The sequence below is a fragment of the Actinomadura sp. NBRC 104412 genome, from assembly GCF_030269515.1.
Lineage (GTDB): Bacteria > Actinomycetota > Actinomycetes > Streptosporangiales > Streptosporangiaceae > Spirillospora.
Genome location: NZ_BSTM01000026.1, coordinates 74,451 through 99,537, shown reverse-complemented (window position 1 = coordinate 99,537; position 25,087 = coordinate 74,451). Strand labels below are relative to the sequence as shown.

Annotated in this window: 22 protein-coding genes; 9 read left to right on the top strand and 13 right to left on the bottom strand. The window is 72.0% G+C overall.

Translation table 11 applies throughout. The features are described from left to right. The first annotated feature begins 66 nt into the window (after positions 1-66). A complete protein-coding gene (locus tag QSK21_RS27445) occupies positions 67-750 on the top strand; it encodes a response regulator (protein ID WP_285700109.1) in 684 nt (227 codons plus the stop codon). 42 nt (positions 751-792) lie between these two features. On the opposite strand, the gene gltX is transcribed toward QSK21_RS27445, so the two are convergent. Next, positions 793-2,199 carry a glutamate--tRNA ligase gene (gene gltX / locus QSK21_RS27440; protein ID WP_285700107.1) on the bottom strand — a complete coding sequence of 469 codons (1,407 nt, stop codon included), beginning with the start codon at positions 2,197-2,199 and terminating at the stop codon, positions 793-795. Between the two features lie 44 nt (positions 2,200-2,243). Further along, on the bottom strand, positions 2,244-2,849 hold the full coding sequence (locus QSK21_RS27435; protein WP_285700106.1) for a TIGR03086 family metal-binding protein: 606 nt from the start codon (positions 2,847-2,849) through the stop codon (positions 2,244-2,246). 84 nt (positions 2,850-2,933) lie between these two features. Here QSK21_RS27435 and QSK21_RS27430 point away from each other — a divergent pair, with 84 nt between their 5' ends. Both QSK21_RS27430 and QSK21_RS27425 read left to right on the top strand, forming a co-directional pair. Continuing rightward, the gene (locus QSK21_RS27430; protein WP_285700104.1) at positions 2,934-3,770 is read left to right on the top strand and encodes a helix-turn-helix domain-containing protein; all 837 of its coding nucleotides are present in this window, start codon (positions 2,934-2,936) and stop codon (positions 3,768-3,770) included. A gap of 13 nt (positions 3,771-3,783) precedes the next feature. Beyond that, positions 3,784-4,419 (top strand): NUDIX hydrolase, encoded by a 636-nt coding sequence (locus tag QSK21_RS27425; protein ID WP_285700103.1) that lies wholly within the window; start codon positions 3,784-3,786, stop codon positions 4,417-4,419. Between the two features lie 2 nt (positions 4,420-4,421). On the opposite strand, the gene QSK21_RS27420 is transcribed toward QSK21_RS27425, so the two are convergent. After that, positions 4,422-5,192, bottom strand: coding sequence for an SDR family NAD(P)-dependent oxidoreductase (locus tag QSK21_RS27420; RefSeq protein WP_285700102.1), 771 nt, complete (start codon positions 5,190-5,192; stop codon positions 4,422-4,424). 326 nt (positions 5,193-5,518) lie between these two features. On the opposite strand from QSK21_RS27420, the gene QSK21_RS27415 reads away from it, so the two are divergent. Continuing rightward, positions 5,519-6,019, top strand: coding sequence for an HNH endonuclease family protein (locus QSK21_RS27415; protein ID WP_285700101.1), 501 nt, complete (start codon positions 5,519-5,521; stop codon positions 6,017-6,019). A gap of 7 nt (positions 6,020-6,026) precedes the next feature. On the opposite strand, the gene QSK21_RS27410 is transcribed toward QSK21_RS27415, so the two are convergent. Further along, on the bottom strand, positions 6,027-6,527 hold the full coding sequence (locus QSK21_RS27410) for an HAD domain-containing protein (protein ID WP_285700099.1): 501 nt from the start codon (positions 6,525-6,527) through the stop codon (positions 6,027-6,029). A gap of 355 nt (positions 6,528-6,882) precedes the next feature. Between QSK21_RS27410 and QSK21_RS27405 the strand changes: the two genes are divergently transcribed. Further along, positions 6,883-7,704 carry a PIG-L family deacetylase gene (locus QSK21_RS27405; RefSeq protein ID WP_285700098.1) on the top strand — a complete coding sequence of 274 codons (822 nt, stop codon included), beginning with the start codon at positions 6,883-6,885 and terminating at the stop codon, positions 7,702-7,704. A gap of 3 nt (positions 7,705-7,707) precedes the next feature. Here QSK21_RS27405 and QSK21_RS27400 read toward each other — a convergent pair whose 3' ends face one another. The 4 genes from QSK21_RS27400 to QSK21_RS27385 all read right to left on the bottom strand — a co-directional run bounded on the left by QSK21_RS27400 (position 7,708) and on the right by QSK21_RS27385 (position 12,475). Then, positions 7,708-8,856 carry an ARPP-2 domain-containing protein gene (locus QSK21_RS27400; protein WP_285700097.1) on the bottom strand — a complete coding sequence of 383 codons (1,149 nt, stop codon included), beginning with the start codon at positions 8,854-8,856 and terminating at the stop codon, positions 7,708-7,710. Beyond that, complete coding sequence (locus tag QSK21_RS27395; RefSeq protein ID WP_285700096.1) at positions 8,853-10,280, bottom strand: hypothetical protein; 1,428 nt, start codon at positions 10,278-10,280, stop codon at positions 8,853-8,855. The genes QSK21_RS27400 and QSK21_RS27395 overlap by 4 nt, the downstream gene beginning before the upstream one ends. Positions 10,281-10,454: 174 nt before the next feature. After that, a complete protein-coding gene (locus tag QSK21_RS27390; RefSeq protein WP_285700094.1) occupies positions 10,455-11,186 on the bottom strand; it encodes a TetR/AcrR family transcriptional regulator in 732 nt (243 codons plus the stop codon). After that, the gene (locus tag QSK21_RS27385) at positions 11,183-12,475 is read right to left on the bottom strand and encodes an acyl-CoA dehydrogenase family protein (RefSeq protein ID WP_285700092.1); all 1,293 of its coding nucleotides are present in this window, start codon (positions 12,473-12,475) and stop codon (positions 11,183-11,185) included. The genes QSK21_RS27390 and QSK21_RS27385 overlap by 4 nt, the downstream gene beginning before the upstream one ends. 114 nt (positions 12,476-12,589) lie before the next feature. Between QSK21_RS27385 and QSK21_RS27380 the strand changes: the two genes are divergently transcribed. Continuing rightward, positions 12,590-13,708 (top strand): phosphotransferase family protein, encoded by a 1,119-nt coding sequence (locus QSK21_RS27380; RefSeq protein ID WP_352231327.1) that lies wholly within the window; start codon positions 12,590-12,592, stop codon positions 13,706-13,708. Here the strand turns inward: QSK21_RS27380 and QSK21_RS27375 are convergent. The 3 genes from QSK21_RS27375 to QSK21_RS27365 all read right to left on the bottom strand — a co-directional run bounded on the left by QSK21_RS27375 (position 13,692) and on the right by QSK21_RS27365 (position 19,968). Then, entirely contained in the window at positions 13,692-14,087 is a 396-nt protein-coding gene (locus tag QSK21_RS27375) for a helix-turn-helix domain-containing protein (protein ID WP_285700091.1), read from the bottom strand. The genes QSK21_RS27380 and QSK21_RS27375 overlap by 17 nt on opposite strands. A 374-nt stretch (positions 14,088-14,461) precedes the next feature. Further along, positions 14,462-18,931, bottom strand: coding sequence for an SCO7613 C-terminal domain-containing membrane protein (locus QSK21_RS27370; protein WP_285700090.1), 4,470 nt, complete (start codon positions 18,929-18,931; stop codon positions 14,462-14,464). Between the two features lie 353 nt (positions 18,932-19,284). Beyond that, positions 19,285-19,968 (bottom strand): hypothetical protein, encoded by a 684-nt coding sequence (locus QSK21_RS27365; RefSeq protein ID WP_285700089.1) that lies wholly within the window; start codon positions 19,966-19,968, stop codon positions 19,285-19,287. Between the two features lie 724 nt (positions 19,969-20,692). Between QSK21_RS27365 and QSK21_RS27360 the strand changes: the two genes are divergently transcribed. From QSK21_RS27360 to QSK21_RS27350, 3 genes are read left to right on the top strand one after another with little or no spacing between them, the layout of a single operon-like run. After that, entirely contained in the window at positions 20,693-21,799 is a 1,107-nt protein-coding gene (locus QSK21_RS27360; protein ID WP_285700087.1) for a permease, read from the top strand. Continuing rightward, positions 21,796-22,551: a TIGR03943 family putative permease subunit gene (locus QSK21_RS27355; protein WP_285700085.1), complete on the top strand. Its 756-nt coding sequence runs from the start codon at positions 21,796-21,798 to the stop codon at positions 22,549-22,551. The genes QSK21_RS27360 and QSK21_RS27355 overlap by 4 nt, the downstream gene beginning before the upstream one ends. After that, positions 22,551-23,411 (top strand): patatin-like phospholipase family protein, encoded by an 861-nt coding sequence (locus QSK21_RS27350; RefSeq protein WP_285700084.1) that lies wholly within the window; start codon positions 22,551-22,553, stop codon positions 23,409-23,411. Before QSK21_RS27355 ends, QSK21_RS27350 begins: the two co-directional genes overlap by 1 nt. 221 nt (positions 23,412-23,632) lie before the next feature. On the opposite strand, the gene QSK21_RS27345 is transcribed toward QSK21_RS27350, so the two are convergent. Together QSK21_RS27345 and QSK21_RS27340 are read right to left on the bottom strand one after the other, a co-directional pair. Further along, positions 23,633-24,061 carry a hypothetical protein gene (locus tag QSK21_RS27345; RefSeq protein ID WP_285700083.1) on the bottom strand — a complete coding sequence of 143 codons (429 nt, stop codon included), beginning with the start codon at positions 24,059-24,061 and terminating at the stop codon, positions 23,633-23,635. Between the two features lie 500 nt (positions 24,062-24,561). Beyond that, positions 24,562-25,083 carry a GNAT family N-acetyltransferase gene (locus QSK21_RS27340; protein WP_285700082.1) on the bottom strand — a complete coding sequence of 174 codons (522 nt, stop codon included), beginning with the start codon at positions 25,081-25,083 and terminating at the stop codon, positions 24,562-24,564. Positions 25,084-25,087 lie beyond the last annotated feature (4 nt).

Sequence of the window (25,087 nt, the reverse complement as noted above, 5' to 3'; positions counted from 1 at the left end):
GGGACGGGAGGGATCGGGGAACGGCCGGGGCAGGACTCGGGGACAGGGAATCGGAGAAGGGCACGCGTGGACGACAAGGCGAAGATCCTGCTCGTGGACGACCGCGAGGAGAACCTGATCGCGCTCGAGGCCATCCTCAGCTCGCTCGACCAGGATCTGGTCCGCGCCCGGTCCGGTGAGGAGGCGCTCAAGGCGCTGCTCACCGACGAGTACGCGGTGATCCTGCTGGACGTGGTGATGCCGGGGATGGACGGGTTCGAGACCGCCCGCGACATCAAGCGCCGCCGCAAGACCCGCGATCTGCCGATCATCTTCCTGACCGCGGTGAACTCCGACCCCGACTACGCCTTCCGCGGGTACGCGGCGGGCGCGGTCGACTTCATCTCCAAGCCGTTCGACCCGTGGGTGCTGCGCGCCAAGGTGTCGGTGTTCGTGGAGTTGCACAACAAGAACAAGCAGCTTCGCGACCAGACCGCCCTGCTCCGCGAGCAGGCGGCGCTGCTGCGCGAGCAGGCCGCGCTGCTCCAGGCACGCCCGTCCACCGACCCCGGGCGTGAGCCCGGCACCGTCCCGGAGGGGGAGGCGCGCGCCGCCGCGGAGCTGGACCGGCGCCTCACGGCCGTGGAGGAGCAGTTGGAGGAGGTGGCCAAGCGGATCCCCCAGGCGCTGCGCGAGGACTTCGAGGAGCTGGACCGCCGGGTCGCCGACCTGCGCGACACCGTCGGCCGCCCCGGCGGCACGGCCCCCTGACGCGGGCTCAGCGACGCCCGGTGCCGGCTCCCCGGCGCCGGCTCAGCCGGTGTCCGCCGCGAGCCTGGCGCGGGCCGCGGCGATGCGGGCCAGGGTGCGCTCCCTGCCCAGGATCTCCAGCGACTCGAACAGCGGCAGGCCCACGGTGCGTCCCGTGACGGCCACGCGGACCGGCGCCTGCGCCTTGCCGAGCCTGAGGCCGTGCTCCGCTCCGACCTGCTCCAGGCGGGTCTTCAGCTCGTCGGCCCGCCAGGGGGCGTCGCGGTAGGCGTCCTCGGCACCGGCGAGGATCTCGTCGGCGGGACCCTTGAGCATGGCCTTGGCCCAGGACCCCTCGTCCCGCGGCGGCTCGTCCAGGAACACGAAGTCGACCATCGGCACGATCTCCGACAGCAGCGCGACACGGGTCTGCGCCAGCGGCGCGAGCTGCGCGAACACCGCCATGTCGGCCTCGAACGGCGCGTCCTCCAGGAACGGCAGGCAGGCGCTGACGAACTTCTCCACCGGCAGCATCCGGATGTAGTCGCCGTTGAACGCGCGCAGCTTCTTCTCGTCGAAGAACGCCGGGGAGGTGTTGACGTCCTCGATCCGGAACTCCTCGACGATCACCTCCCAGGGCACGATCTCGCGGTCGCCGGAGGGCGACCAGCCCAGCAGCATCAGGTAGTTGCGCATGGCCTCGGGCAGGTAGCCCTCGGCCCGGTAGTCCTCCAGCGCCACCTTGTCGCGGCGCTTGGACAGCTTCTGCCGCTTCTCGTTGACGATCACCGGTATGTGCGCCCACACCGGAGGCTCGGACCCCAGCGCCTCCCACAGGAGCTGCTGCTTGGGCGCGTTCGGCAGGTGCTCCTCCCCCCGCACGACGTGGGTGATGCCCTGGCTCATGTCGTCCACCGTGTTGGCCAGCAGGAACGTCACCGAGCCGTCGGCGCGGGCGATCACGAAGTCCTCCAGGAGGGCGTTCTCGAACACCGGCTTGCCGCGCAGCAGGTCCACCACCGTCGTCTGGCCCTCGTCGGGTGTGCGGAAGCGCAGCGCCCGCCCGGGGCCGGGGTCCAGGCCGCGGTCGCGGCAGAACCCGTCGTAGCCCTTGTGCCGGTCCCCGGTGCGGGCCACCACGTCTTCCCGGGTGCAGTCGCAGTAGTAGGCGCGGCCGGAGCCGACCAGGGTGCGGGCGGCGGCGGCGTGCTTGTCGGCGTTGGCGGACTGGAAGTAGGGGCCCTCGTACTCGCCGCCGTCCATGCCCAGCCAGGCCAGGGCCCGGATGATGCCCTCGGTCCACTCGGGGCTGTTGCGTGAGGCGTCGGTGTCCTCGATCCGCAGCACCAGCGTGCCGCCCGACTGCTTGGCCATCACCCAGTTGAACAGGGCCGAACGGGCCCCTCCGACATGGAAGATCCCGGTCGGTGACGGGGCGAAGCGTACGCGGATCGAAGACGTTGAAGACATGCCGTCCAGCCTAGAACCCCACGGCCCCCGCTCGCGCCTCGATATCAGGGCCTCCAGGACGGGTCGCGGCCGGTCAGGCCCAGCAGCCGGTCCAGGGTCGGCGCCGACTCGGGCACCTTCAGCTCCTCGGCGTAGACCTTGTACTCGCGGCCCATCTCGGCGGTCGGGACGGTCCGCTCGTAGAGCGCGGCGACCAGGTCGCCGGGGAGGGCGGTCTCCTGGCCGGTGGAGACGGCCAGGTCCCAGCCGTGCAGGACGCACTCGCCCGTCATCATCCAGCCGATGAACGACGCGGGCATGCCGTCCGGGCCGCCGGTGAGGCTGGTCGTGCCCTCCCAGGCCGCCGGGTCGGCCCACGCCTCGGCCATCGCCCGGGCCCGCTCCGCGTAGCGGTCGGCCCAGGCGCCGTCGCCGGTGAGGTCGCGGCCCTCGTCCACCGGCTCGGCGGGCGGCTGCTTGCGGGCGGCGGTCGCGCCCGGTCCCGCCCACAGGATCATGTGGTTGATCAGCGCCCGCACGTTCCAGTCGGAACACGGCGTCGGCGCGTCCAGCAGGTCCGAGGGGACCCCTCGGACGATCCGGGTCGCCTGCTCCACCGCGGACACCATCAGCCTGTGCTGCTCCATGACCACACCTTCCGGCTCGCTCATCCGTTCGAAGCGTCTCCAACGCTAGGAGGCCGTGGCGGCGCCGGTATTGAAGAAACACGACAACGGCATGGTTAGCCTGAGGTCATGTCCCGGATCCTGCCCACGTCCACGCGCGGCATCCTGAACGCCCGCGTGGCCAGGGAGAACTTCCGGGTCACCAGGATCGCGCCTCCTCCGGCCTTGGCCGGGTACGTGGAGTTCTTCTGGGTGCTGGTGTGGGATCTGCGGGGCCGCAAGCCGCACCGGCAGCAGGTGCTGACCCGTCCCAGCGTCCACATGACCTTCACGCACTACCTGACCGGCGGCGGCACCCGGCCCAGGATCACCGGCGTGGTCAGGGACGAGTTCGTGGAGGAGATCTTCGACGAGGGCCATGTGGTGGGGGTGGGGTTCCTGCCCGGCGGCTTCCGGCCGTTCCTGGGCGCCCCCGTCGCCACGATCACGGGCCGGACGCTGGGTGTGGAGGAGGTGTTCGGCCGCGACGGGCGGATCCTGTGCGAGGAGATCTTCGGCGGGCGCGACCCCGCCAAGGCCGTGGAGCTGCTGGAGTCGTTCCTGATCGCCCGGCTTCCCGCCGTTCCGGACCCGCGGGTCGAACAGGCCGCGCGGATCGTCGAGCGGATCGCCGCCCGTCCCGCCCTGGTCCGGGTGGACGACCTGGCCGCCGAGCTGGGGATCGGCCCGCGCAGCCTGCAGCGGCTCTTCCACGAGTACGTCGGCATCGGCCCCAAATGGGTGATCAGGCGCTACCGGATGCTGGAGGCCGCCGAGCGCGCCGCGTCCGGGACCGGCATCGACTGGGCCGCGCTGGCGGCCGAGCTGGGCTACGCCGACCAGGCGCATTTCACCCGCGACTTCACCGCCGCCGTCGGCATGTCCCCCGCCCGCTATGCCCGTGGCCAGCGCGGCGGCACCGGCTGAGATGATCGATCGCATGACGGACCCCCTCGTTGGCCTGCCCGCGTTCCGGGAGGCCGCCGCCGCGCGGCTCGCCGCCTTCCCCCACACCACCGTCCCCGACTCCCCCGGATCCCGGCGCGCCGGGGTGGTGCTGTGCGTGGTGCAGCACGAGGGCGTGCCCTCGGTGATCCTCATCAGGCGCGCCTACCGCGGCCGCAACGCGGGCCAGTGGGGCCTGCCCGGCGGGAGGGCGGACGAGGGCGAGACACCCGAGCAGGCCGCCCTGCGCGAGCTGCACGAGGAGCTGGGCATGCGCGTGGACCCGGCGGACGTGCTGGGAAGGCTGGACGACTTCCCCGCCGCGTCCGGGTTCTCGATCACGCCGATCGTGGTGGCCCCGTCCGATCCGGGCACGCCGCGTCCCAGCCCCGACGAGGTCCACTCCGTCCACCACGTCAGCCTGAGCAGGCTGGCCGCGGACGACACGCCGCGCTGGGTGCCGCAGATCGGAGGCGGGCGGCTGCTGCAGATGCGGCTGCGGCCCGACTGGGTCGTGCACGCGCCGACCGGCGCGATGCTGTGGCAGTTCCGCGAGGTCGTCCTGCTGGGACGGGACGCGAGCCAGGCGCGGGTCGCCGGGTTCCTGCAACCCGACTGGACGCGGACCTGACGTCAGAACGTCCCGCCGTCGACGACGATCCGCTGGTCGGTGACGTAGGAGGCGGCGTCCGACACCAGGAACCGGACGACGTCGGCGACCTCCTCGGGCCTGCACACATGCCCGAAGGGGGACGCGGCGTCGTGGTCGCGGATGTTCTCGATCCCCGCCGTGGCCCGAATCAGCCGCTGTCCCATCTCGGTGTCCACCAGTCCGGGCGCGACGATGTTCACGTGCATGCCGTTGCCGCGCTCCTCCTTGGCCAGCGTGTGCGCCAGCGCCTCCATCGCCGCCTTGCCCATCGCGTACGGGGCGCCGAACGGCGGGTACGAATCGCTGATCACGCTGGACACGAAGACGACGTCGCTGCGCTCGGCCCGCCGCAGCAGAGGCAGCGCCGCCTGGGTGAGATGGTGCGGACCGACCGCGTGGACGCCCAGCAACCGTGCGGGCTCGGCAGGGTCGGTGTCGGCGACGGCACGTCCCCGGCTGGCGATCCCGGCGCTGTGCACCAGGATGTCCAGGCGCCCGTAGTCCTCCTCGATGCGCGCCGCAAGTTCCCGGCAGTCCTCTAGGGCGTCCACGGACGCCTTGTAGGCACGCGGCCCCGGACCCGGCCGGGTCAGCGCCTCGATCTCGGAGACCGTCTTGCGGGCGCTCTCCTCGTCCCTCCGGTAGGCGATGGCCACGGCCGCGCCGTCGCCGGCCAGGCCCAGGGCGATGGCACGGCCGATTCCACGGCTTCCTCCGGTGACCAGGGCGACACGTCCATCGAGCGAACTCATCGGGGCTCCTTCAAACCGCGGGGAGTGACCCCGCCATCCTGCCCCGCCGACGCCCACCTGCGTAAGCACCCCCTGACGAAGAACCAAACCTCGGTCATCGCCGCTCAAAGCGGCATCCGCCCAGGTCAGCGCGAAGACATCCTCGTCCTGCCACTTGAGTCGAGCAATGAAGGACACCCATGTCGACGCGTCAAATACCCCTACACCGTTACCGTATAACCATCATCACCCTGATAGCGGCACTGTTCACGGGCCTGACCTCCCCCGCATCTCACGCCGCCCCGCCCACCCCGCCGGGAAGGCACGCCACCTTGGCGCACCTGTCCATGCTGAAGATCGCGCCCGAACGACCCGGCACCGGCTACAGCCGCGAGAAGTTCCCGCACTGGAAAACGGTGCGGGGCACGTGCAACACCCGCGAGGTCGTCCTGCAACGCGACGGCACCGGCGTCAGGACCGACAACCGCTGCGCCGCCGTCTCCGGCACCTGGCGCAGCCCCTACGACGGCGCCGTCTGGCGGCGGGCGTCCGATGTCGACATCGACCACATGGTCCCGCTGGCCGAGGCGTGGCGCTCGGGCGCCGACTCCTGGTCCACGGCCCGGCGCGAGGCGTTCGCCAACGACCTCACCAGCTCCCAACTGTGGGCGGTCACCGACAACGTCAACCAGGAGAAGGGCGACAAGGACCCCGCGGAATGGCTGCCGCCCCGCGCCGCCTTCCACTGCATGTACGCGCGCTCCTGGACGGACGTGAAGTACCGCTACGGGCTGACCGTCGACAGCGACGAGAGGGCGGTCCTGACCCGGCTCGTCGCCTCCTGCTGAGGGCCCGTCAGGCGTTCAGCTCGGCCAGCCACCGCCCGGCGCGCTCGATGTGCTCCTCGGTCAGCCCGACCCGAGGATCCACGGAGACCAGCAGATGGTCGGCGACCCCACTCTCGTTGGCGAGGCACTCCACTACATCCGGCTCGTCCTCGAACCAGACGAACGGCCGTCCCTCCACCCAGGACGCGACATGCCGGGCCTTCCACGCCCCCAGCGTGGCGCCCTCCCCCAACCCAGGGAAACTCGGGATCGGGACGAAGGGCAGCTCGGGCAGGCCGACCCTGGGCGCGATCCACGTGTTCGCGTGGTCGCACCAGAACGAGGCCCAGGCGAGCTCCGCCCCCGCGGACTCGGCCAGGTCGAGCAGCATCCGCCCATGCCTGGAGTTCAGCCACAGCCTGTAGGTGACACCGTTCGGCGAACACCGGTGCCGCCGGTAACCGCGATGCGGCCGCTCGAACGGATTCAGCACACCATCGACATCAAGCAGCACCAGCGGCAACCCCATACCCGGACACTACGCCCTCACAACCCACCCCGTCGATCATCAACCCGCAGTTCCCAAGGCCACCACAGGCCGCCCGGAAAAAGCAGGGGGCGGAGCCCCCAACCAGGAACAAGCAACGGCGCGCCCACCCCACACCTAAAGCCGCCAGCAGCCGCCCGCCCCCAACGGGGGCAAGGGGGTGCAGGGGGCGGAGCCCCCTGCCGGGGGTGTCGGGGGCGGAGCCCCTGACCGGGGTCAGTGGCCGCCGCCGCGAGCCGTCAAGGCGAGCGGCGGTGGTCGCTGGCCCCGCACCGGGGGGCGTGGGGGGTCGCCCCCCACAATGAAACAGCCCCCCCACAATGACTAGAGTGAGGGCATGAAGTCCCAGCTCACGCTGATGGCAGTGCATGCGCATCCCGATGACGAGGTGCTGAGCACCGGTGGGCTGCTGGCGCGGTGCGCCGCCGAGGGGATCCGTACGGTCCTGGTGACGTGCACCAATGGCGAGGGCGGCGATGACCCGAACGGGTTCAAGCCCACTGATGAGGGGCATGACGCCGAGGGGGTCGCGCGGCTGCGGTTGGCGGAGTTGCGGGAGTCCGCGCGGCTGCTGGGCATTGACCATGTGGAGTTGCTGGGCTATCGGGATTCGGGGATGGCCGGGTGGCACACCAATGAGCATCCTGAGGCGTTCGCGAATGTTCCGGTGGAGGCGGCGGCGCATCGGGTGGCGGGGTTGATGGAGCGGTACCGGCCGCAGGTGGTCGTGACGTACGACGAGACGGGCGGGTACGGGCATCCGGACCATATCCAGGCGCACCGGGTCGCGGTGGCCGCGACCGAGTCGACGGGTATCCCGGAGAAGCTGTATTACACGGCGGTTCCGCGTTCGGGCATCGTCCAGCTCATGGAGTATCTGCGCAGCACCGGCATGGACGTGGGGGCGTTCGACGTTCCTGAGGACATCGGCGTCCCGGACGAGGCGATCACGAGTGTCGTGGACGTGTCGCCGTTCGTGGAGCGCAAGCGCAAGGCGCTGGAGGCGCACGCGAGCCAGGGTGAGAACATTTTCATTCTGCGTTTGCCCGAGGACGCGCGGCGGATGGTGCTGGGCCGGGAGACGTTCACTCGCAAGCTGTCGCGGGTGTCCGCCCCTGATCGTGAGGACGACCTGTTCGAGGGCTTGCGCGAAGCCTGACGGTCACGTGCTCTTGCGGGCTTGGGAGCGGTAGTGGTCGAGCACGTCCTGGCGGAGCAGGAAGCCGAAGCCGGCGCGTTCGATGCGCAGCCCTAGTTGGGCGGCGTCGGTGCCTAGGGCGGCGGCCGTGTCCTCGATGTTCCAGTTGTGGGCGGCCAGTTGGGTGAGGAGGTGGCCGCGGCGCGTCTGGGCGTCGGAGAGGCGGAACGACTTCAGGTAGGCGATCCTGCCTTGGGCGTCGGTGATGGCCTCGCCGATGTGGTTTTCCTGGCGGAGGCGGAACGTCGGCAGGAATCGGCCCAGCTCGAAGTGCCCGAGGTGCTGGACGGTCTGGTACGTGCCGTCCGGGTCGAGGAGCCGGCCGGCCATGATGTCGTCGTGGAAGGCGGCCCATTCGGCCTGGCATCGGTCCGCCTGGGCCCGCAGGTCCTTCAGGGAGCGGACCTGCGTGGCGTCGATGCGTGCGCGCAGGTCGGCGGCGGGCAGGTTGAGCAGGCCGTACTGGTACATCTGTTCGCCGTACATGTCTTCGACGAGGGTGGCGTGCAGGGCCCTGTAGTCGTCGGGGTGGGGGACGACGAAGGCGCTGGCGAGGGCGTCGGCGACGTAGACCATGACGCCGCACTGGCCGGGATGGATCTCGAAGATGCCCAGGGCGTCCTCCAGGCCGCGCACGTACAGGCCGAGGTACGCCTCCTCGGAGCGTGGCGACAGGCCGTGGGCGAGGGCGCGCTGGGACCATTCCTCCCAGGCGATCTCCGGGCCGCCGAAGTGCAGCGAGAGGTAGCCCTCGACGGCCATGTGCAGCGGCAGGAACCGCAGCCTGTCCTTGGCGACGCGGCGGGCCATCCGGCGCCGCACCTTGATGGGCATGCTCGGAGGGCCCGTGCCCGCCTCGTCTTTGGCCAGCAGCCGGGTGCCGTACGCGGCCGCAGGCCCGGAGGCTTGCGTCCAGGTCGCCACGAACGCGTGCGGGATATAGGACCAGTAGGCGGTGCCGTCGCCGATGTCGACGATGGACGGGTCCTGGTAGGCGCGGCGGTCCAGGCGCAGGCCGGGCACGGGTTCGTCCCGTACGAGGGGGACGAGGCGGATCGATCCCCATGCCTGGGCGGGCCGGGTGTGCAGGCCCTCGAACGACGGCGGGTTCATCGGTTCTCCCCCGTGAACCGGGCGACGCGTTCGCCGATGTAGGCCCGGACCTCGTCCATCCCGGCGCGGCCTTCGGCGAAGCGGGCCAGTTCGACGAGGGCGGGCAGGTCTTCGGCGTCCCGGATCCCGGCGGCCGGCACGCCCGGCGCGAGCCTGCGCACGTCGAAGTCCTCGGCGTCGTACACCGGGTTGAGGTGGACGATCGAGACGCGGTGGTGCGGGTCGAGCCGGGTGCGCCAGACCTGGAGGACCTCGCGGGCGAGGCCGGGTGGGGCGTTGTCGAAGCCGTCGGAGACGATGACCAGGCGTTCGGGGCCGGTGTCCAGGGCGTCCAGGATCCGCTCGCCCAGCGGCGTCGGGCCGAACGGGTACAGCAGCAGTTCGTCCGTGCGGCGCGAGGTCCACAGTGGCGTGTAGTGGGTGGCGAGGGCCTGGAGCAGGTAGTGGCAGGCCAGCGCGACCGCGAGGGGGCGGCGGCGCTTGTGCCCGGAGCCGGTGGTGGAGAAGCTGTCGTCGAGCACGGCCGCGACGCGCCCCCACTGGCCGGCGCCGGGCCCGGCGGTGCGGCGCGCGGAGACGCGCAACGCCGTGGTGAGCTCGTCGCGGCGCTGGACACGGTCGTCCAGAGGTAGCGACAGGACGTACGAGGAGAGCCGGGTCAGCGGCATGGCGGACAGGTCGGTGCCGACCTCCGCCACCTTGCGTTCGCGGGCGTTCTCTTGGAGGCGGAGCCGTTCGAGACGGGTCATGCGCGGTTCGATGCGCTCCAGGAACACTTCGCGGGGAATGCCGTGCTTGGCGGCGAAGCCTTCGGCCACGGTGTAGGGAAGTTCGTACAGCGCGGCGTGCTCGTAATGCGCGCGGCGCCAGGTCTCGAACAGCGGCGTACGGAACGAGGCCCGGCCGTGGGGGTCGAACAGGAACGCCCCGAGTTCTCCGCCGGGGTTCAGGTGGGCGTGGCGGACCGCGTCCTTGATGGCGGAGCGGTACTTGACGGCGTCGAACGCGGGATCGGGGCGGGAGGCCAGCCAGTCCCGCAGGATGGCGCGGGTCCGGCGGTTGTTGACCCCGGCCCGCCGCAGGTCACGGAACACCCTCAGGACGCGCTGGGGCGGCAGCCGCCGCAGCCGCGCCGCGATCAGCCGTCCCTCGGCGCGCCGCCGTTCGGGGCCGCCGGCGTCCGCGGCCGACACCAGCAGGTTGCGGACGATCAGCGCCGCGTTGTGGTCGCTGATGTCCAGCGCGAGCGCCGAGGCGTACAGGTCCCGGTAGTTGACCAGCATGTAGTCGTGCAGGAAGCCCAGGGAGAGCCGCTGGCCGCCCTCGCCTTCGTGGAACTCGCGCTGCCCCGTGGAGGTGATGGCGGCGTTGACGAACATCAGCACGTCCTCGCAGGCGACCAGGTCCGCCAGGGTCTCGCTCATCCGGCACCGCACGCATATCCGTGGAGACAACGTTCGAAGAGATCGGGGTGCCGGCCGGGGAATGGGGGCGCGAGCAGCGAATCATCGTTTGAAGAACGGGTTCCGGAAGTCGCACCGGAGTCCCGCGGCCGGCACCCGCACCGTAACACCGGAAAGCGGGGCGGCTCCGCCCAATTACCGGGAACCGGGATCGGGCGCGGCGGGCCCTCGCCTGGCGGCGTCGCGTTCGGCGGCGAGGCGGCGGGTCTCGTCCGAGACGGGGGCGGTCAGGATCGCGGTGACCACGTCGATCAGGTAGCTGGTGAACAGCCGGTCGTCGGTGTGCGGGCCGGACCGGGCGCGGCGGCCCAGCTCGATCGAGGCGTACAGCAGCGCGGTGAAGCGCCGGTGCAGGCGTACCGCGTCCTCCTCCAGCAGCGGGAGCACCAGCGCACGCCACCGGTGGACGCTGCTGATCGGGTTGTCGAGGTCCTCGGGCGGGAGGATCGGGTCGGGACGGTCCAGGACCGCCGCCCAGATCTGGAGGAACTCCCGGCCGCCCGGATCGGCCAGGCGCGCGGCCAGCGGCCTGACCAGCGCCCCGGCGAGCGTCCTGACCCTGTCGCCGGCCACGTCCGTCCCGGACGCGTACGACTCGTGCGACTCGTGCGACTCGTACGCGTCCAAGAGGGCGTGCCTGCGGGCCTCGACGTCCGGCAGGTACCTGGCGAAGATCGCGCGGATGATCCCGGCCCGGCCGCCGAAGTGGTACTGGACGGCGCTGGCGTTGCGCGCCCCCGCGGCCTGGTTGATCTCGCGGAGGCTGACCGCGTCCAGGCCGCGCTGGGCGTACAGGCGCTGGGCGGCGTCCAGCAGCCGCTCCCGCGTCGAGGACGGTCCCGCGTGGGCGGGGGCGGGGTCGCTCACTCGTTCCCTACGGAGAGCTCCAGGGCGGCCGCGTAGCGCTCGCGGGCCGCCGCCCGCCTGGTGGGCAGGTGGCCGCTGGGCCACAGCCCCTCGACCGGCTCGTAGTCGCGCAGGATCTGCCGCGCCACCGTGATCTTGTGGACCTCGGTGGGGCCGTCGGCGATGCCGAGCGCCTCGGCGCCCAGCAGCATCCCGGCGAACGGCATCTCCCCCGACACGCCGAGCGCGCCGTGCAGGTGCATGGCCCGCTGGACGACGTCGTGGAACACCTTGGGCATGGCGGCCTTGACCGCGGCGATGTCCTTGCGGACCTTGCGGTAGTCCTGGTGCTTGTCGATGAGCCAGGCGGTGCGCAGGACCAGCAGGCGGAACTGCTCGATCTCGATCCAGCTGTCGGCGATCTTCTCCTGGGTCATCTGCAGCTTGGCCAGCGGCCCGAACCGCGTCGTGCGCGAGACCGCGCGCTCGCACATCATGTCGAACGCCTTGCGGACCTGGGCGATCGTGCGCATGGCGTGGTGGATGCGGCCGCCGCCGAGCCGGGTCTGGGCGATGGCGAACGCGCCGCCCTCCTCGCCGAGGAGGTTGCCCGCGGGCACCCGGACGTTCTCGTACCGCAGGTAGCCGTGGGACCCTTCGCGCTCGCCGCCGACGCCCACGTTGCGGACGATGGTCAGCCCGGGGGTCCCGGCGGGGACGATGAACATCGACATGCCCTCGTAGGCGCTGACGTCCGGGTTGGTCACGGCCATGACGATGATGAACGTGGCGTGCTTGGCGTTGGAGGAGAACCATTTCTCGCCGTTGATCACCCAGCCGTCGCCGTCCCTTTCCGCGCGCGTGGTGAACAGCGTCGGGTCGGCGCCGCCGTGCGGCTCGGTCATCGAGTACGAGGAGGAGATCTCGCCGTCCAGCAGCGGCGCGAGGTAGAGCTTCTTCTGTTCCTCGGTGCCGAAATGGGCGAGGATCTCGGCGTTGCCGGAGTCGGGCGCCTGGCACCCGAACACCGAGGGCGCGAATCTGGAACGGCCCAGGATCTCGTTGAGCAGCGCGAGCCTGACCTGGCCGTAGCCCTGCCCGCCCAGCTCGGGGCCGAGGTGGCAGGCCCAGAGCCCGCGCTCCTTGACCTGCTGCTGCAGCGGCCTGACCAGCCTCTGGAAATTCGGGTCGGCCTTGTCGTACGGGTCGCCGAGCACCAGGTCGAGGGGTTCCACCTCGTCGCGGACGAAGGCGTCCGCCCAGTCCAGAAGCTCCTGGTATTCGGGGTCGGTCTCGAAGTCCCACGCCATGGCGGCCTCCCTGTGTCGTCGTCCGCGTCCCGATAATGCACCTGCCGCAATGATTAATGCAAGCGCATGACTGTTAATCTCCGCAGCACAGGACCACCGTGAGGGAGAACCGACGTGGAGCAGCCCGGACACCAGCCCGCGCGGATCGAGCGCGCGCTCGTGGACTTCGACGTGCTCGCCGGGTGGATGGCCGAGCACGGCCTGCCCGAGGGCCCGTTCGAGGACGTCGAGGTGCTCGGCGGCGGCACCCAGAACGTCCTGGTCAGGTTCGGCCGCGGCGGCCGGCGGTACGTGCTGCGCCGGGGCCCGCGGCACCTGCGCGCCCGGACCAACGACGTGCTGCGCCGCGAGGCCCGGGTGCTGTCGGCGCTGGAGGGGACCGGCGTGCCCGCCCCGCGCCTGATCGCCGCCTGCCCGGACGAGAACGTCATGCACGGCGCGGTGTTCTACCTCATGGCGCCGGTCGAGGGCTTCAACGCCTCGGTCACGCTGCCCGAGCCGCACGCCTCCGACGCGGCGATGCGGCACGCGATGGGCCTGAACGCGGCCCGGTCGCTGGCGGCCCTGGGCGCGGTCGACCACCGAGCGGTGGGGCTGGACGGGTTCGGCAAGCCCGAGGGGTTCCTGGAACGGCAGGTCGGCCGCTGGCTGTCGGAACTGGACGGCTACTCGGCGATGCCGGGCTACGAGGGGCACGAGATCCCCGGCGTGGACAAGGTCGCGCGGTGGCTGGAGGCCAACCGCCCCACGACCTGGCGTCCGGGGATCATGCACGGCGACTACCACCTGGCCAACCTGATGTACGCGGTGGACGGCCCGGGCATCGCCGCGATCGTGGACTGGGAGATGTGCACGATCGGCGACCCGCTGGTGGACCTGGGCTGGCTGCTGGCCACCTGGCCCGGCCACGGCGGCGCGAGCACGTCACCGGCCACATCATCGGCCACCGCGCTGGCCGGGCCGCTGGCGGGACCGCTGGGCGAGGCGGGCGGCCTGCCCGGCCCCGACGAGCTGGTGACCGCCTACGCCGAGCTGGAGGAGGCGACGGCGGGCCGCGACCTGGACTCCATCACCTGGTACGCGGTGCTGGCCTGTTTCAAGCTCGGCATCGTCCTGGAGGGCACCAACGCCCGCGCGCACGCCGGCAAGGCGCCCAAGGAGACCGGCGACCTGCTGCACTCCATCACGCTGGGCCTGTTCCGCCGCGCCGAGGCGTTCATCGCCGCCGGGTGACCCACTCCCCCAGGCCCGCCAGGCGGCGCTCGCGGGCGATGGCGTCCTCGTCCATGCCCAGATGGCCCGGGTCGCCCTCGCGACGCCGCTGCTGCTCGATCCAGCGGTTGTGGGTCTCCCAGGCGGTCTGCTTGCTGGTGCCCATCGCGCGCCCGATCTGCGACCAGGAGGCGCCCGCCTCACGCGCGGTGCGCACGGCGAGCTGGCGCCCGTAGCGGGCCTTGCGCGCGATCACCTCGCCCAGCGCGATCAGCTCCAGCGCCTCGGCGCGTCCCAGCGGCTCCTCGACGTCGTCGAACAGATCGCGGACGCGCAGTTCCTCGTAGCGCGCGACCGCGGTGCGCAGGGTCAGCACGGTGTCCAGTTCATCCGGTGACATGCCCCCATCCTGTCGTCAGGTCACCCTGACGTCAAGCTGACCTGACGCGGCCGGCGGCGGGTCCTTCACAGAGCAGCCGGGCGGTGAGGGTGAGACGCCACCATGTGAGGTAGGCGAGGCATGGACGGGGGGCGCCCCGGCGCGCGCACCCGCCGAGGTGTTGCGGCCCGCCGCCTTCCTGGACGCCCTCGCCCCGTACGGCATCACCTGGCGTACCGAGGACACGGCCTGACGGTTACGCGGAGCGGATCGCATGTCAGCATGGAAGTGTCCCGCGGGGACTGGGCAGAGGGTAACGCCCTTACCTGGGAAGCGACCCAGGATCGAGCCGTCTACCCGGCCCCGCGGGGCACGACCATCATCCGGCCCTTCGGCTAGCCCATCTTCGCGATGGAGGCGCGCACGCGGCGCAGGTCCCGCAGGCGGTGCTCGTAGGTCGCGCCCATGAACAGGAGCGCGGCGCCGGTCAACGCGATGGGGAGCCAGCGGGGGCCATTGCCCACCAGGTCGGCCAGTGCCGGGTACAGCTCGTGCGCCGCGTTCACCACCAGCACCGTCCCGCCGAGCAGCAGCGGGGCCTGGAGGCGCGTCCACGCGCCCGCGAGGGTGCAGGCGAACGCGGCGAGGCCGAGGAGCAGGGGCCGGGTGAGGCCGTCGTCGCTCCAGGCCACGGCGAGGCTGGGCAGCAGCGTGAGCGCGAGGGCAGGGGCGTACGCCGCCCAGGAGGACAGGGCGTGGTCGCGCTGCCGCAGCCACCACCCGCCCAGGAGACCCAGCACGCTGACCGACACCGTGTACGCCTCGGGCGCGGTGACCCCCGCGTCGGCCAGGCGCAGCCATAGCGCCAGGTGGAGGAGCACCGCGGCCGCCACCAGAGCCTGGCGGCGATCGGGACGGATCGCGATCGCCAGTGCCAGCACGCCCGCGCAGGTGAGCGCGATGGTCGCGTACAGGACGCTCACGCAGCACATGGCCATGCCCGCCACGGCGACCACGTACCCGGCGAGCTCGACGGAGATCCCCGCTTCGCGCCGGCGATGGCCGATCTCCCACGCCCCGAACGCGGCCGGGGCGGCGACCGCGAGCACCGCCAGACCGGCGGCCCCGACGCTCAGACCGGCGGCCAGGCACGCGGCGGCGACCAGCCCGCCCGAGGCGAGAACGGCCACCGCCGAGGAACCGCAGCGCATCACGGTGTCGCGGGCCAGCAGCGCGCATCCCGCCGCCAGTACGGCCAGCCCGCCCGTCACTGCGAGCGTGGCCGGTTCCAGGGGGGACGACCAGGCGAGGGCGAGCGTGGCCAGGCACAGCGCCATGACGGCCGCGGCGGCGTCTGCGGTACGAGCCAGGGTCGCCCGGATCGCGAGCGCCGTCACCAGGCCGCACACCAGGCCCAGCCCCGCCCAGTAGGGAAGGCCGGCGGTCGCCGGAAGCACCAGCAGGGCGAGCGGCACCCCGATGACGGCGGCACGGTAGGCGCCGCGCGGCCCGTCCAGGACGCGAGCGCTCGCGATCGCCATCAGCGCGGTGATCCCTCCGACCACGGCCGCGGCCAGAGGAATCGCCGTCAGGTCGGGGTCGGCCTGCCTGGACCAGGTCTCGGGCACCCAGGTGTACGGCGTCAGCGCCGCCTCGCCCAGTGCGTCCAGCCACATCAGCAGGGCGAGTCCCTGGACGATCCAAGCGGAGGCGAGCACGGGCGGGCGGGCGGACGCGATCCGCGGCCCACCCGCCGCCATGACGGCCGTGAGGGCGCCCACCGACATGACGAGCGTCATCTGCTCTACATGGGCGCTGGTCATCGCAAGGGCCGCGCACCACAGCAGCAGAGCGGCGATGTCGAGCGCGTAGGAGAACCTGGGGAGCCGCCGGGGATGCCGTGTCTCGTCCGGCGTTCCGGCCGACCCGTCACCGTCGGGTGTGGTGTCGCGGGCCGGTTCCCTGTCGAGGAGCGCGCCGGCCCGGACGGCGAGCACCGCGATGGCGAGGACGACCAAGGCCGCGTGCCGCGCGGGCAGGTCTCCTGCCAGCGCGGCGGCCGCTCCCTCCGCGCCCAACGCCAGCGTCGCGACGCCCGAGGCCACCGAGGCGACGGGGGAACGCCCGCCACGGAGCGCGCACACCACGCAGGCGATGGCGAGCGCCGCCAGTACAGCCAGGGTGGCGGTACGGTCGGCCAGCGACCAGGACACCGCGAGGGTGGCCGTCCACAGTGCCGCTCCTCCCGCGGCGGTCCGATTCATCGCCGCCCAGAGCGCCAGGGCCGTCGTCAGGGCCACCAGGAAGACGAGGGCTGCCCAGTAGGGAAGGTTCGCCGCGAGCGGTATCGGGGCCACCGCGACCGGGACGACCACCTGGGCGACTCCCAGCGCGGCCCATCGTCCCTTGTGCACCGCGGCGGCCGACACGGCTGCGACCGCGGCTATCAGCAGAACGGGCAGGAGGGCGGGCTGGACCGTCCAGGTGGTGTCGGGGCCGAGCGCGGCACGCGCGCTCTCCGGTGCGCCTTCCCACGCTCCTGCGACCACCCAGCCGTACGGGCCGAACAGCGCGGGGAAGAAGGAATCGCTCAGCGGCAGCGGCGCCAGGGCCGCGAAGACGTAGGACTCCCCCAGCGAGAAGGCGCTGGGCAGCCCCACCCGCCGTAGCGACCAGGCCGACACGGCGGCCATCACGGCGGTGACGGCCAGGACCAGGCTCAGGACCGTCAGGCGCTCCGGATCGCCGCTCCCGGCGTCGCTCAGCAGGAGCACGATCAGAACGGTCGTGATGACCGCCGAGGAGATGTCGAGGGCGATCGCCTGTGCGGGGCGGCGCGCACGCAGGGCCGCACCGGGCGGCACAACACGCAAGACGGCGAAGGCGGCACCGAGGACGATCGTGCGCAGGGTGCGGCGCGAACCCACCACGGCGCGGGCGAGGACGCGCGGGGGGCCGCCGGTGGGCAGCGCCACGAGCATCGCGACGAGCCGTACTCCCAGCCACGCGGCCACGAGCGACTCGCTGTCCCAGTCAAGGACGGTCCAAAGGACCACCAGGAACGCGGTCGTGCCGAGCACCGTCCCCGCTGCCATGGCCGACTGCGCCACGGCCGTGCGCGCGGGGAACGCGCATGCCAGGAACGCCACCATGATGACGCTCGCCCCCACCAGGGACGCCGTCTCTTCCGAGGCCGCCCACACGAACGCCAAGGCCGCGAGGTAGGCGCCCAGCGAAGTCGAGGCGATGGCGAGGGAAGCGCTCCTCACCCAGGTCGCGAGGGCGAGCAAGGCCAGCGCAAGGGCGAGCACCACCGCGACGGACACCGCGTACGGAACCTCGGCCGCCGCCGGAAGGACCAGCACGGCTGAGGTCGCCAGCGCGAGACCGGCAGGGCGGGTCGCCGCGTCCGGCACCGGCCACGTCAGCAGCCGCGGCAGCAGCAGCGCGACGATCGCCGCGGCTCCCAGGACGAGCGGCGCCGCCTCGTAGCCGATCCCCGGCTGATCGAGGCCGAGCGTGCCGTAGGGGCCGTCCTGGTTCCAGGACGAGGCGTCCACCGCGGCGGTGAAGGGCACGGTGGCGGTCAGCAGGACGTCCGGCACGACCAGGAGGACGGTCAGGGCGAGGGCGCCCAGGGAGGCGAGGGTGGCGCCAAGGCGGAGGCGTTCGGGCGCCCTTCGCGTCCCTGCCAGCACGAGGCATGCCGACGCGGTGTACGGCGCCACCGCCCACCCACTGGAGAGCGCCTCGGCGGCCGGAGCGGCGAAGGCGGCCACAAGGCACGTCGCGGAGAGCCCGGAGGCCAGGCCGCGCTCGACGTGGTCTTTCAGGAGCCAGGCGCAACCGGCGGAGAGGAGCGCGGCCAGGGCGAGCACCCCGGAGGCCCGCGCGCCGTCGGCCGGCGACGACGCCATGAAGGACGCGGTGAGCGCCGTCCCCGCACCACCGACACCGGCCATGAGGCCCGCGGCCGAGGCGACGGCGCGTTCCGGGGCGGATCCGCCGCGCAGCCAGATCAGCAGGTCGAGGGCCGCCGTCGCCACCAGCGCCAGCGCGACCCCCGTGGGTGTCGGACCGGCGGCGACGGCCGCGAGGGGCAACGGCACCTGGGCGATCGCAACCGCCGTGGGCGCGGGCAACCGCAGAGGGGCCACACGCGCGTAGCCCGCCCACAGGACGGCGACGGCAGCCGAGGCCCCGGCGGCGACCCACCATCCGCTGTTGCCCGAGCCTGGGACGGACAGTTCCTCGGGTGCGTTGGATTGGCCCGAGACCGCGTTGACGACGGCGAGGCCGGTCAGGGGAATGAACACCAGGCCGATGTAGGCGATCGTCTCGGCCGTGGATTGCAGCCGCCGCCGTACGAGCAGCCAGGGGGAGGCCAGCGTGCCCACGGTGGCGGTGGCCAGGATCGCGGCGCGGATGCCGAGGTGGCCCCAGCTCACCACCGTGAACACGATCGCCGCTATGCCCAGGAGAAGGCCGCCCAGAAGGAGCAGCAGGTTCTGCACCGCGAACCCTGAAAGGTCCCGCCGCGGCCCGCGCTCGGCAGGCTCGGCCGGATACGGAGCGGCGGGGGTGGGCTGGGGCTTCGCGGCAGGGGTGGGCTGAGGCGGCGCGGCGGGCATGGGCTGAAGCGGCACGGCAGCCGCGGCGGGGGCCGCCGCCGGAACGGGGGCGGCGACCTGGCCGTGCTCCCGCTCGCCGCGCAGGCGGGCCACGATCAGCGAGCCGCGCCTGATCAGGCCGTCGCGGTGCTGCTCCAGTTCCAGGCGTCTCTCTTGCAGGTCCCTGAGCGCCGCCTCGGTATCCAGGAACTCTGCGTGGATCCGCAGAAGGTCCTCGGCGAGGGGTCCCTCCAACCGCAGTCCGCACGTCGCGCACGATGGATCGGTCTCCCCGATCGGGTTCCGGCAGACCGGGCACTCGCGCCGGTGCATCAGCGGCCACCTCCCAGGCTTGCGAACGGCCTTGGAGCATTAGACGCGGCAGGGGAAACGGTGAGATTCCGGTCGAGGTCGTCCGTAACCGAACCGGAACACGACGCACCGTAATCATGCACGCGCGTGGCGTTGCACAGCGGCCTCCCAGAACGGGTCCGCACAGCGGTTCTTCGAGGCGAGAGCGCCTCTCATGGGAACGCGAGAACGCCCCGATAGAGCGGACCATCGGGGCGTTCTCGCGTCTTTGCTCTGTTGGATCCGGCCTTCACCGCTCAGGAACCGAACGGCTGAGGCTTGCCCTTCTTGCCGGGGCCGCTGCCCCACTGAAGGACCTCGTATTTGACGCCCTTCAGGTGGCCTTGCGACGTACCGGCGTTGTAGTTGCTCTTCGGCTTCTTGCCATCGAGCAGGTAACGGAAAGTGTAGGTGTCCAGGTCGAGCATGATGCCGCGGTGCGAGGGCTCGCCAGGGCCGCGGTCGCCCACGAATCCGATGACGCTCCGACCGTTGTAGGTCACCTTGACCTTGGTCAACAGGGGCCAGCTGGGGCTGGCGAACATGCCCTTCTGCATAGGCTTGCCGCTGGCGGGCGCCCCCGTGTCACCGGCGATGCCCGAGCCGTCGTCCCAGAAGTAGGACGCGGTGGTCGTGCCGGTGAGCAGCGCCTTCTGGGCGCGCTTCTTAGTGGGCTTGGAGGTAGGCACGGAGGTGGGCACGGAGGTGGTTCCGGGGGTGAGCTTCTTGGTGGCCGTGCCGCCGGCCTCCTCCGGCAGGCTCGCGGCCTTGGGGTCCTTCTGCCCGGCGAGGTCCTGCCGGGCCGCGATCGGCTCCTTGGACGGGGTGATCTGCTGGACGCCGTCGTCGCTGCTCGCGAAGGCCACGCCGGCCGCCAGCATGCCTGCCAGGCAGGTGCCGGTGACGCCCGTCATGAGGATATTGATCGATCGCTTCTCCATGAAGAATCCTTTGGTCGGCGGTCAGGACGGCCGTTTCGCGCCGGATCGGCGGAGTCACGAGGGGGCGACGGGGCCGGTCGGCGCGGCCTTGCAGGGCTGGGGAAACGGCTCCGAGCGTCGAGCTCGGGATGCGCAGAACGCCGCGTTGGTGGGAACCCGCGAATGAAAGATCCGCGCATGCGCGCATGGCGGAACGCGTTCGCGTACAAGGCGCGTGACCGAATACGGGTCACGCTCGGAACGCCTCGTTGCGTTTCGTTACGCGAACTGATTCAGCGGGGGACAAGCCATAGACGTCCACCGGAGGGCCGAAGTCGGGTCCTCCGTTGCATGCGGATATGAACGGCTCAAGGCCGCCGCAATACCGTCCGGGAGCGTTCTGTGGCTCATCCGGAGGCGGCCATGCATGGGGGTGGCCGCGGCTGGCCGAGAAGGATCCCGCCTGGCGGGCGGGCACGCGACGGCTCTGCGTCTTACCAGGTCAAGGTCCGGCCAAGACCTGGCGTCGAGTATACGCAGGATTGCACCATCTTGGCCATATCGCCCATTCCTTTACCTTTCGAAAGGTAAAAGTTGCGGGCGGCCGGGTGCCGTTCCGTGCCCTTCTGCGCCCCTTCCCATGCCTCGCCCACGGCTCGGTAAAGTCGCCGGATCCCCTTACGGGCAAGGGTTTCCGGCCGATTCGGCGCCTGCTCCGCCGCCGCCTTGTGGCACCATGACGCGCATGACCGATCCCTCCGGACCCTCCACGGCCGCGCCGGGAGCGTCACGCGGATCGCTTCGCACCACCGCCACCGGCACCGGCACCCGGACCGGCGGCCTCGGCTGGGACGACGAGCCGTTCCCCCCGGACGGATGGGGCGCCCCTCCGGCGGCGCCCGGCACCAAGGCCGCCTGGGGCTTCGCCGCGCTGGCCGCCCTCCTCGCCGCCGGCCGCGCCTGGCTGGCCCCGCTGATCGACGCCCGCGCCCTGGACGCATGGACGACGATCTTCGTGGCGATCTGCGTGCAGGCGCTGCCGTTCCTGGTGTTCGGCGTGGCGCTGTCCGCCGCGATCACGGCGTTCGTCCCGGCCGCGTTCTGGAACAGGGCGCTGCCCCGCCGTCCCGGGGCCGCGGTCCCCGTCGCGGGCGCGATGGGAGCGGTCCTCCCCGGCTGCGAGTGCGCCTCGGTGCCCGTCGCCGGTGGGCTGATGGCGCGGGGCGTGGCCCCGGCCGCCGCCCTGACCTTCCTGCTGGCCGCCCCGGCGATCAACCCGATCGTGCTGACCGCCACCGCCGTCGCCTTCCCGGACTCGCCCGAGATGGTGCTGGGACGGTTCGCCGCCTCGCTGGCCGTGGCCGTCCTGGCGGGCTGGGCGTGGCTGCTGTTCGGCCGGGGCGAATGGATCCGGATCCCGTGCCGCCCGCACGCCGGAACCGGCGCCGCCGCGCGCTGGGACGCGTTCCGGCAGGCGATGCGGCACGACATCATGCACGCGGGCGGCTTCCTGGTGGTCGGCGGCGCCGCCGCGGCCACGATCAACGTCGCCGTCCCCTCCGAATGGGTCGGCGGCGTCGCCGGGATCGGCTGGCTGTCGGTCCTGGTGCTCGCCGTGCTGGCGGTGCTCATGTCGATCTGCTCGGAGGCGGACGCGTTCGTCGCCGCGAGCCTCGGCCAGTTCTCCCCCACCGCGAAGCTGGCGTTCCTGGTCGTCGGCCCGATGGTGGATCTCAAGCTGATCGCCCTGCAGACCGGCTTCTTCGGCCGCCGGTTCGCGGTGCGGTTCGTTCCCCTGACCTTCGTGCTGGCCGTGGCGGTCAGCGCCGTCGCCGGAGGCGTCCTGCTGTGACGAAGGCCGGCCAGAACCTGCTGCTGATCGCCATCGCCGCCGCCGTGTTCTGGATCACGGCCACCGGCGAGTACGTCAACTACGTCCGCCCCGGTTTCCGCCCGTTCCTGATCGCCGCGGCCACCGCCCTCCTCGTCCTGGGCGCCTCCGGTCTTCGCCGGGAATGGCGTGCCACCCCTTCGGAGACGGGCGGCCACGGGTCCCGCACGGGCCATGACCACGGGACGCATGACCATGGGGGCCGTGGCCCGCGGGTGGCCTGGCTGATGTGCCTGCCCGTGGTGGCGATCTTCGTCGTGGCGCCGCCCGCGCTCGGGTCGTTCACCGCGTCCCGCGACACCGGCCGCCAGGCGCAGCCGCCGCCGGCGCCCGCCTCGGGCTACGGCGAGCTGCCCAGGACGGGACGGCCGGTCCCGATGACCATGGGCGAGTTCATCGGCCGCTCGTTCGAGGCGCAGACCGGGCAGGCCATGACCCTCCAGGGCGTGCCGGTGCAGCTGACCGGGTTCGTGACGCCCCGAGGGGACGGCGGCGGATGGCAGGTCACCAGGCTGAAGATGGCCTGCTGCGCGGGCGACGCGGTGCCGTTCTCCGTGGTGGTGCACGGCCTCAAGCGCCCGTCCGCCGACGCGTGGGTCCGGGTCGTGGGCGTCTGGCGTCCCCCGGCGGGAGGCAGGGTGGTCAGCGGCCTGCACGAGTTGCAGGGACATTCCGTCGAACTGATCGAGAAGCCCAGCAACCCGTACGAGTGATGGACGCGCGCCACACCGCGCCGGGCGGCCGGGCCCTCGTCCTGGGCGGCGGCGGGATCACCGGCATCGCCTGGGAATGGGGCGTCATCTCCGGCCTCGCCGAGGCCGGAGTGGACCTGTATGAAGCGGACCTGGTGGTCGGCACCTCCGCCGGATCCCTTGTCGGCGCCCAGGTCGCCTCGGGCATCGACCCCGAGGCCCGCTACCAGGCGCAGCTCGCCGGTCCCGACGGCGAGCCCTTCGCCCGCGTGAGCCGTGCCGTCCTGGCCCGCTGGGCGCTGGCCGCGCTGACGTCCCGTACGCCCCGGCAGGTGGGGGCGCGCATCGGGCGGATGGCGCTGGCGGCCCGCACGGTGCCCGAGGCCGAGCGCCGCGCCGTGATCGAGTCCCGTCTCCCGGTCCGCGACTGGCCCGCGCGTCCGTTGAAGATCACCGCGGTGGAGGCGGCCACCGGCGCCTTCACCGTCTTCGACGGCGCCTCCGGCGCGAGCCTCGTGGACGCCGTAGGGGCGAGCTGCGCCGTCCCGGGCGTCTGGCCGCCGGTGACGATCGACGGCCGCCGCTACATCGACGGAGGTGTGCGCTCGGCGGCGAACGTGGATCTGGCGGCGGGACACCGGGGCGTCGTGGTGCTGGCGCCCACCACCGCCGGGTTCGGTCCCATCGCCGGCGTCGGACGCCAGGTCGCCGCCCTCCGCCGCACCGGGGCCGGCGTCGCGATGATCACTCCGGACAGGAGGACCCGCGCGGCCTTCGGCGGCAACTCGCTGGACCCGCGGTTCCGCGCCGCGGCGGCGAGGGCCGGGCGCGACCAGGTCCCTTCGATCGTCGAAGCGGTCAAGGCCGTCTGGACGGCCTAGGAGTGGCCTGAGAGTACTGTTCGGCCGACGCGACCGGCGTCTCCGTACAAGAGCCCTCGGACGCGTGCGGGCGTCGACGCCGGTGACGTGGCCGTGCCCGGCCGGTCGGGGGCGCCGCGACGGCGCGCCGAGCGGGCGGCCCGCGACCTCGGGCCGCGGGCGCACCGGGTCGAGGAGCCCGGCGCCCTGACGGCAGCGACGTCCGGGCCGGTCGGAACGCGTCAGTAGGTGGGGAACGCCGTGGGCAGGAGCGCCGAAGGACCCGTTTGGGGAGCCTGGGCGTAGCCGGTCGCCGGAGCGTAGCCGGCGGCGGGTGCGAACTGCGGCGAGCCGGAGAAGTCCGGGGCGGGAGGTTGCTGCTGCGGAGGCACCGCCTGACCGGGGGCCGGCGGCACATGCGAGCCGTCCGCGCGCCGGGTCTCCGGCGGCGCCTGCCCGATCTCGGCGCGCTGCGACATCAGCAGCGCCATCATGGCCCGCGCCGTGGCCTCGTCCATCCGCATCAGCACGCTGGGACGTCCCGAAGGGTCGACGAACGGGGAGACCGAAGGGGTGACGACCTGCCTGGGCAGTGCCTGCCGCAACTCCTCGCGAAGGTCGTGGGCAAGCCGCAGCGCCTGTCGGTCGCTGTCACTCAAGTGTGCGTTCATCGCGATCTCCGGGGAGTTCACGTGCGGGGGTCCTGGGTAATCCTGCTAGGAATGTCGTGCATGTGCAAGGGCCGATGCACGTGCAGACAGTCGTTCATCGCGCCATCCTCGTACCCCGGCCACCCCTCGCCCGAACCTGCCTGCGCACCAAAAACCACGCGATGACCGGCGGCGTTCCGTCGCCCTCGCAATCCCGGGACGCCCCTTCCCCGCGGCCGACTCCGGTCTCCAACCTTTTTCTGGAACTTTGTTCCGTCCCGCGAGGCGAGCACAGAACGCACAGAAACCACTACCAAGAGGTGCCAACCACTCACGATTGGCAGTCGTCCATTTCCGCTAAGTAACCCGCTCTCGGAACGCCCTACCTCAGACCGGAGGCGAACCCACCAACCCAGGCACGCCCGTCCACGACTTGAGCCGACCGCGCCCCGCCCCCCAACAGGCGTGCCGCCGGATCGGCCGAGAAGGTATGGGTGTCCGAGCAGAGCGGGCGCGTAGGTTTACGGAGCGGCCGGGGCGTCGTGGACCCAGGTTTCGAGGGTGTAGACGCGGCCCTTGTCGGTGACAGGTTGGGGGGATCTGCCGGTGGGGCGGTAGCCGGCGGCTCGTGCCACGCCCTTGCTCGGGTCGTTGTCCGGCTCGATCTCCAAGTAGACGTGCGGGAGGCCCAGCCGCCGGTGGGCGTAGTCGGTCAGCACCTGAACGGCCCGTACGGCGAGCCGTCGTCTCCTATGCGCGGCGCCTATACCGTATCCGATGGTCCGGCCGGCACGGTTGAATAGGACCTCGCCCAAAGGACGGTCGTCGCCCTCTTCGGTAATGGCCAGTTGAATGCGCTGCCCCTCTACATAGAGCCGGTGCGCCTTATCGAGATAGGCGCGGGCTGCGGCGAGGTCGAACGGCGAGGCCAGCGGTGTCCGGTAGGCGATGTCGGGGTCGTCGAACAGCTCCACCATCGTGGGCAGGTCGTCCTCCCTCCACCTGCGGAGGACGAGGCCATGCCCGTTGAGACGCAGATCCATCCTT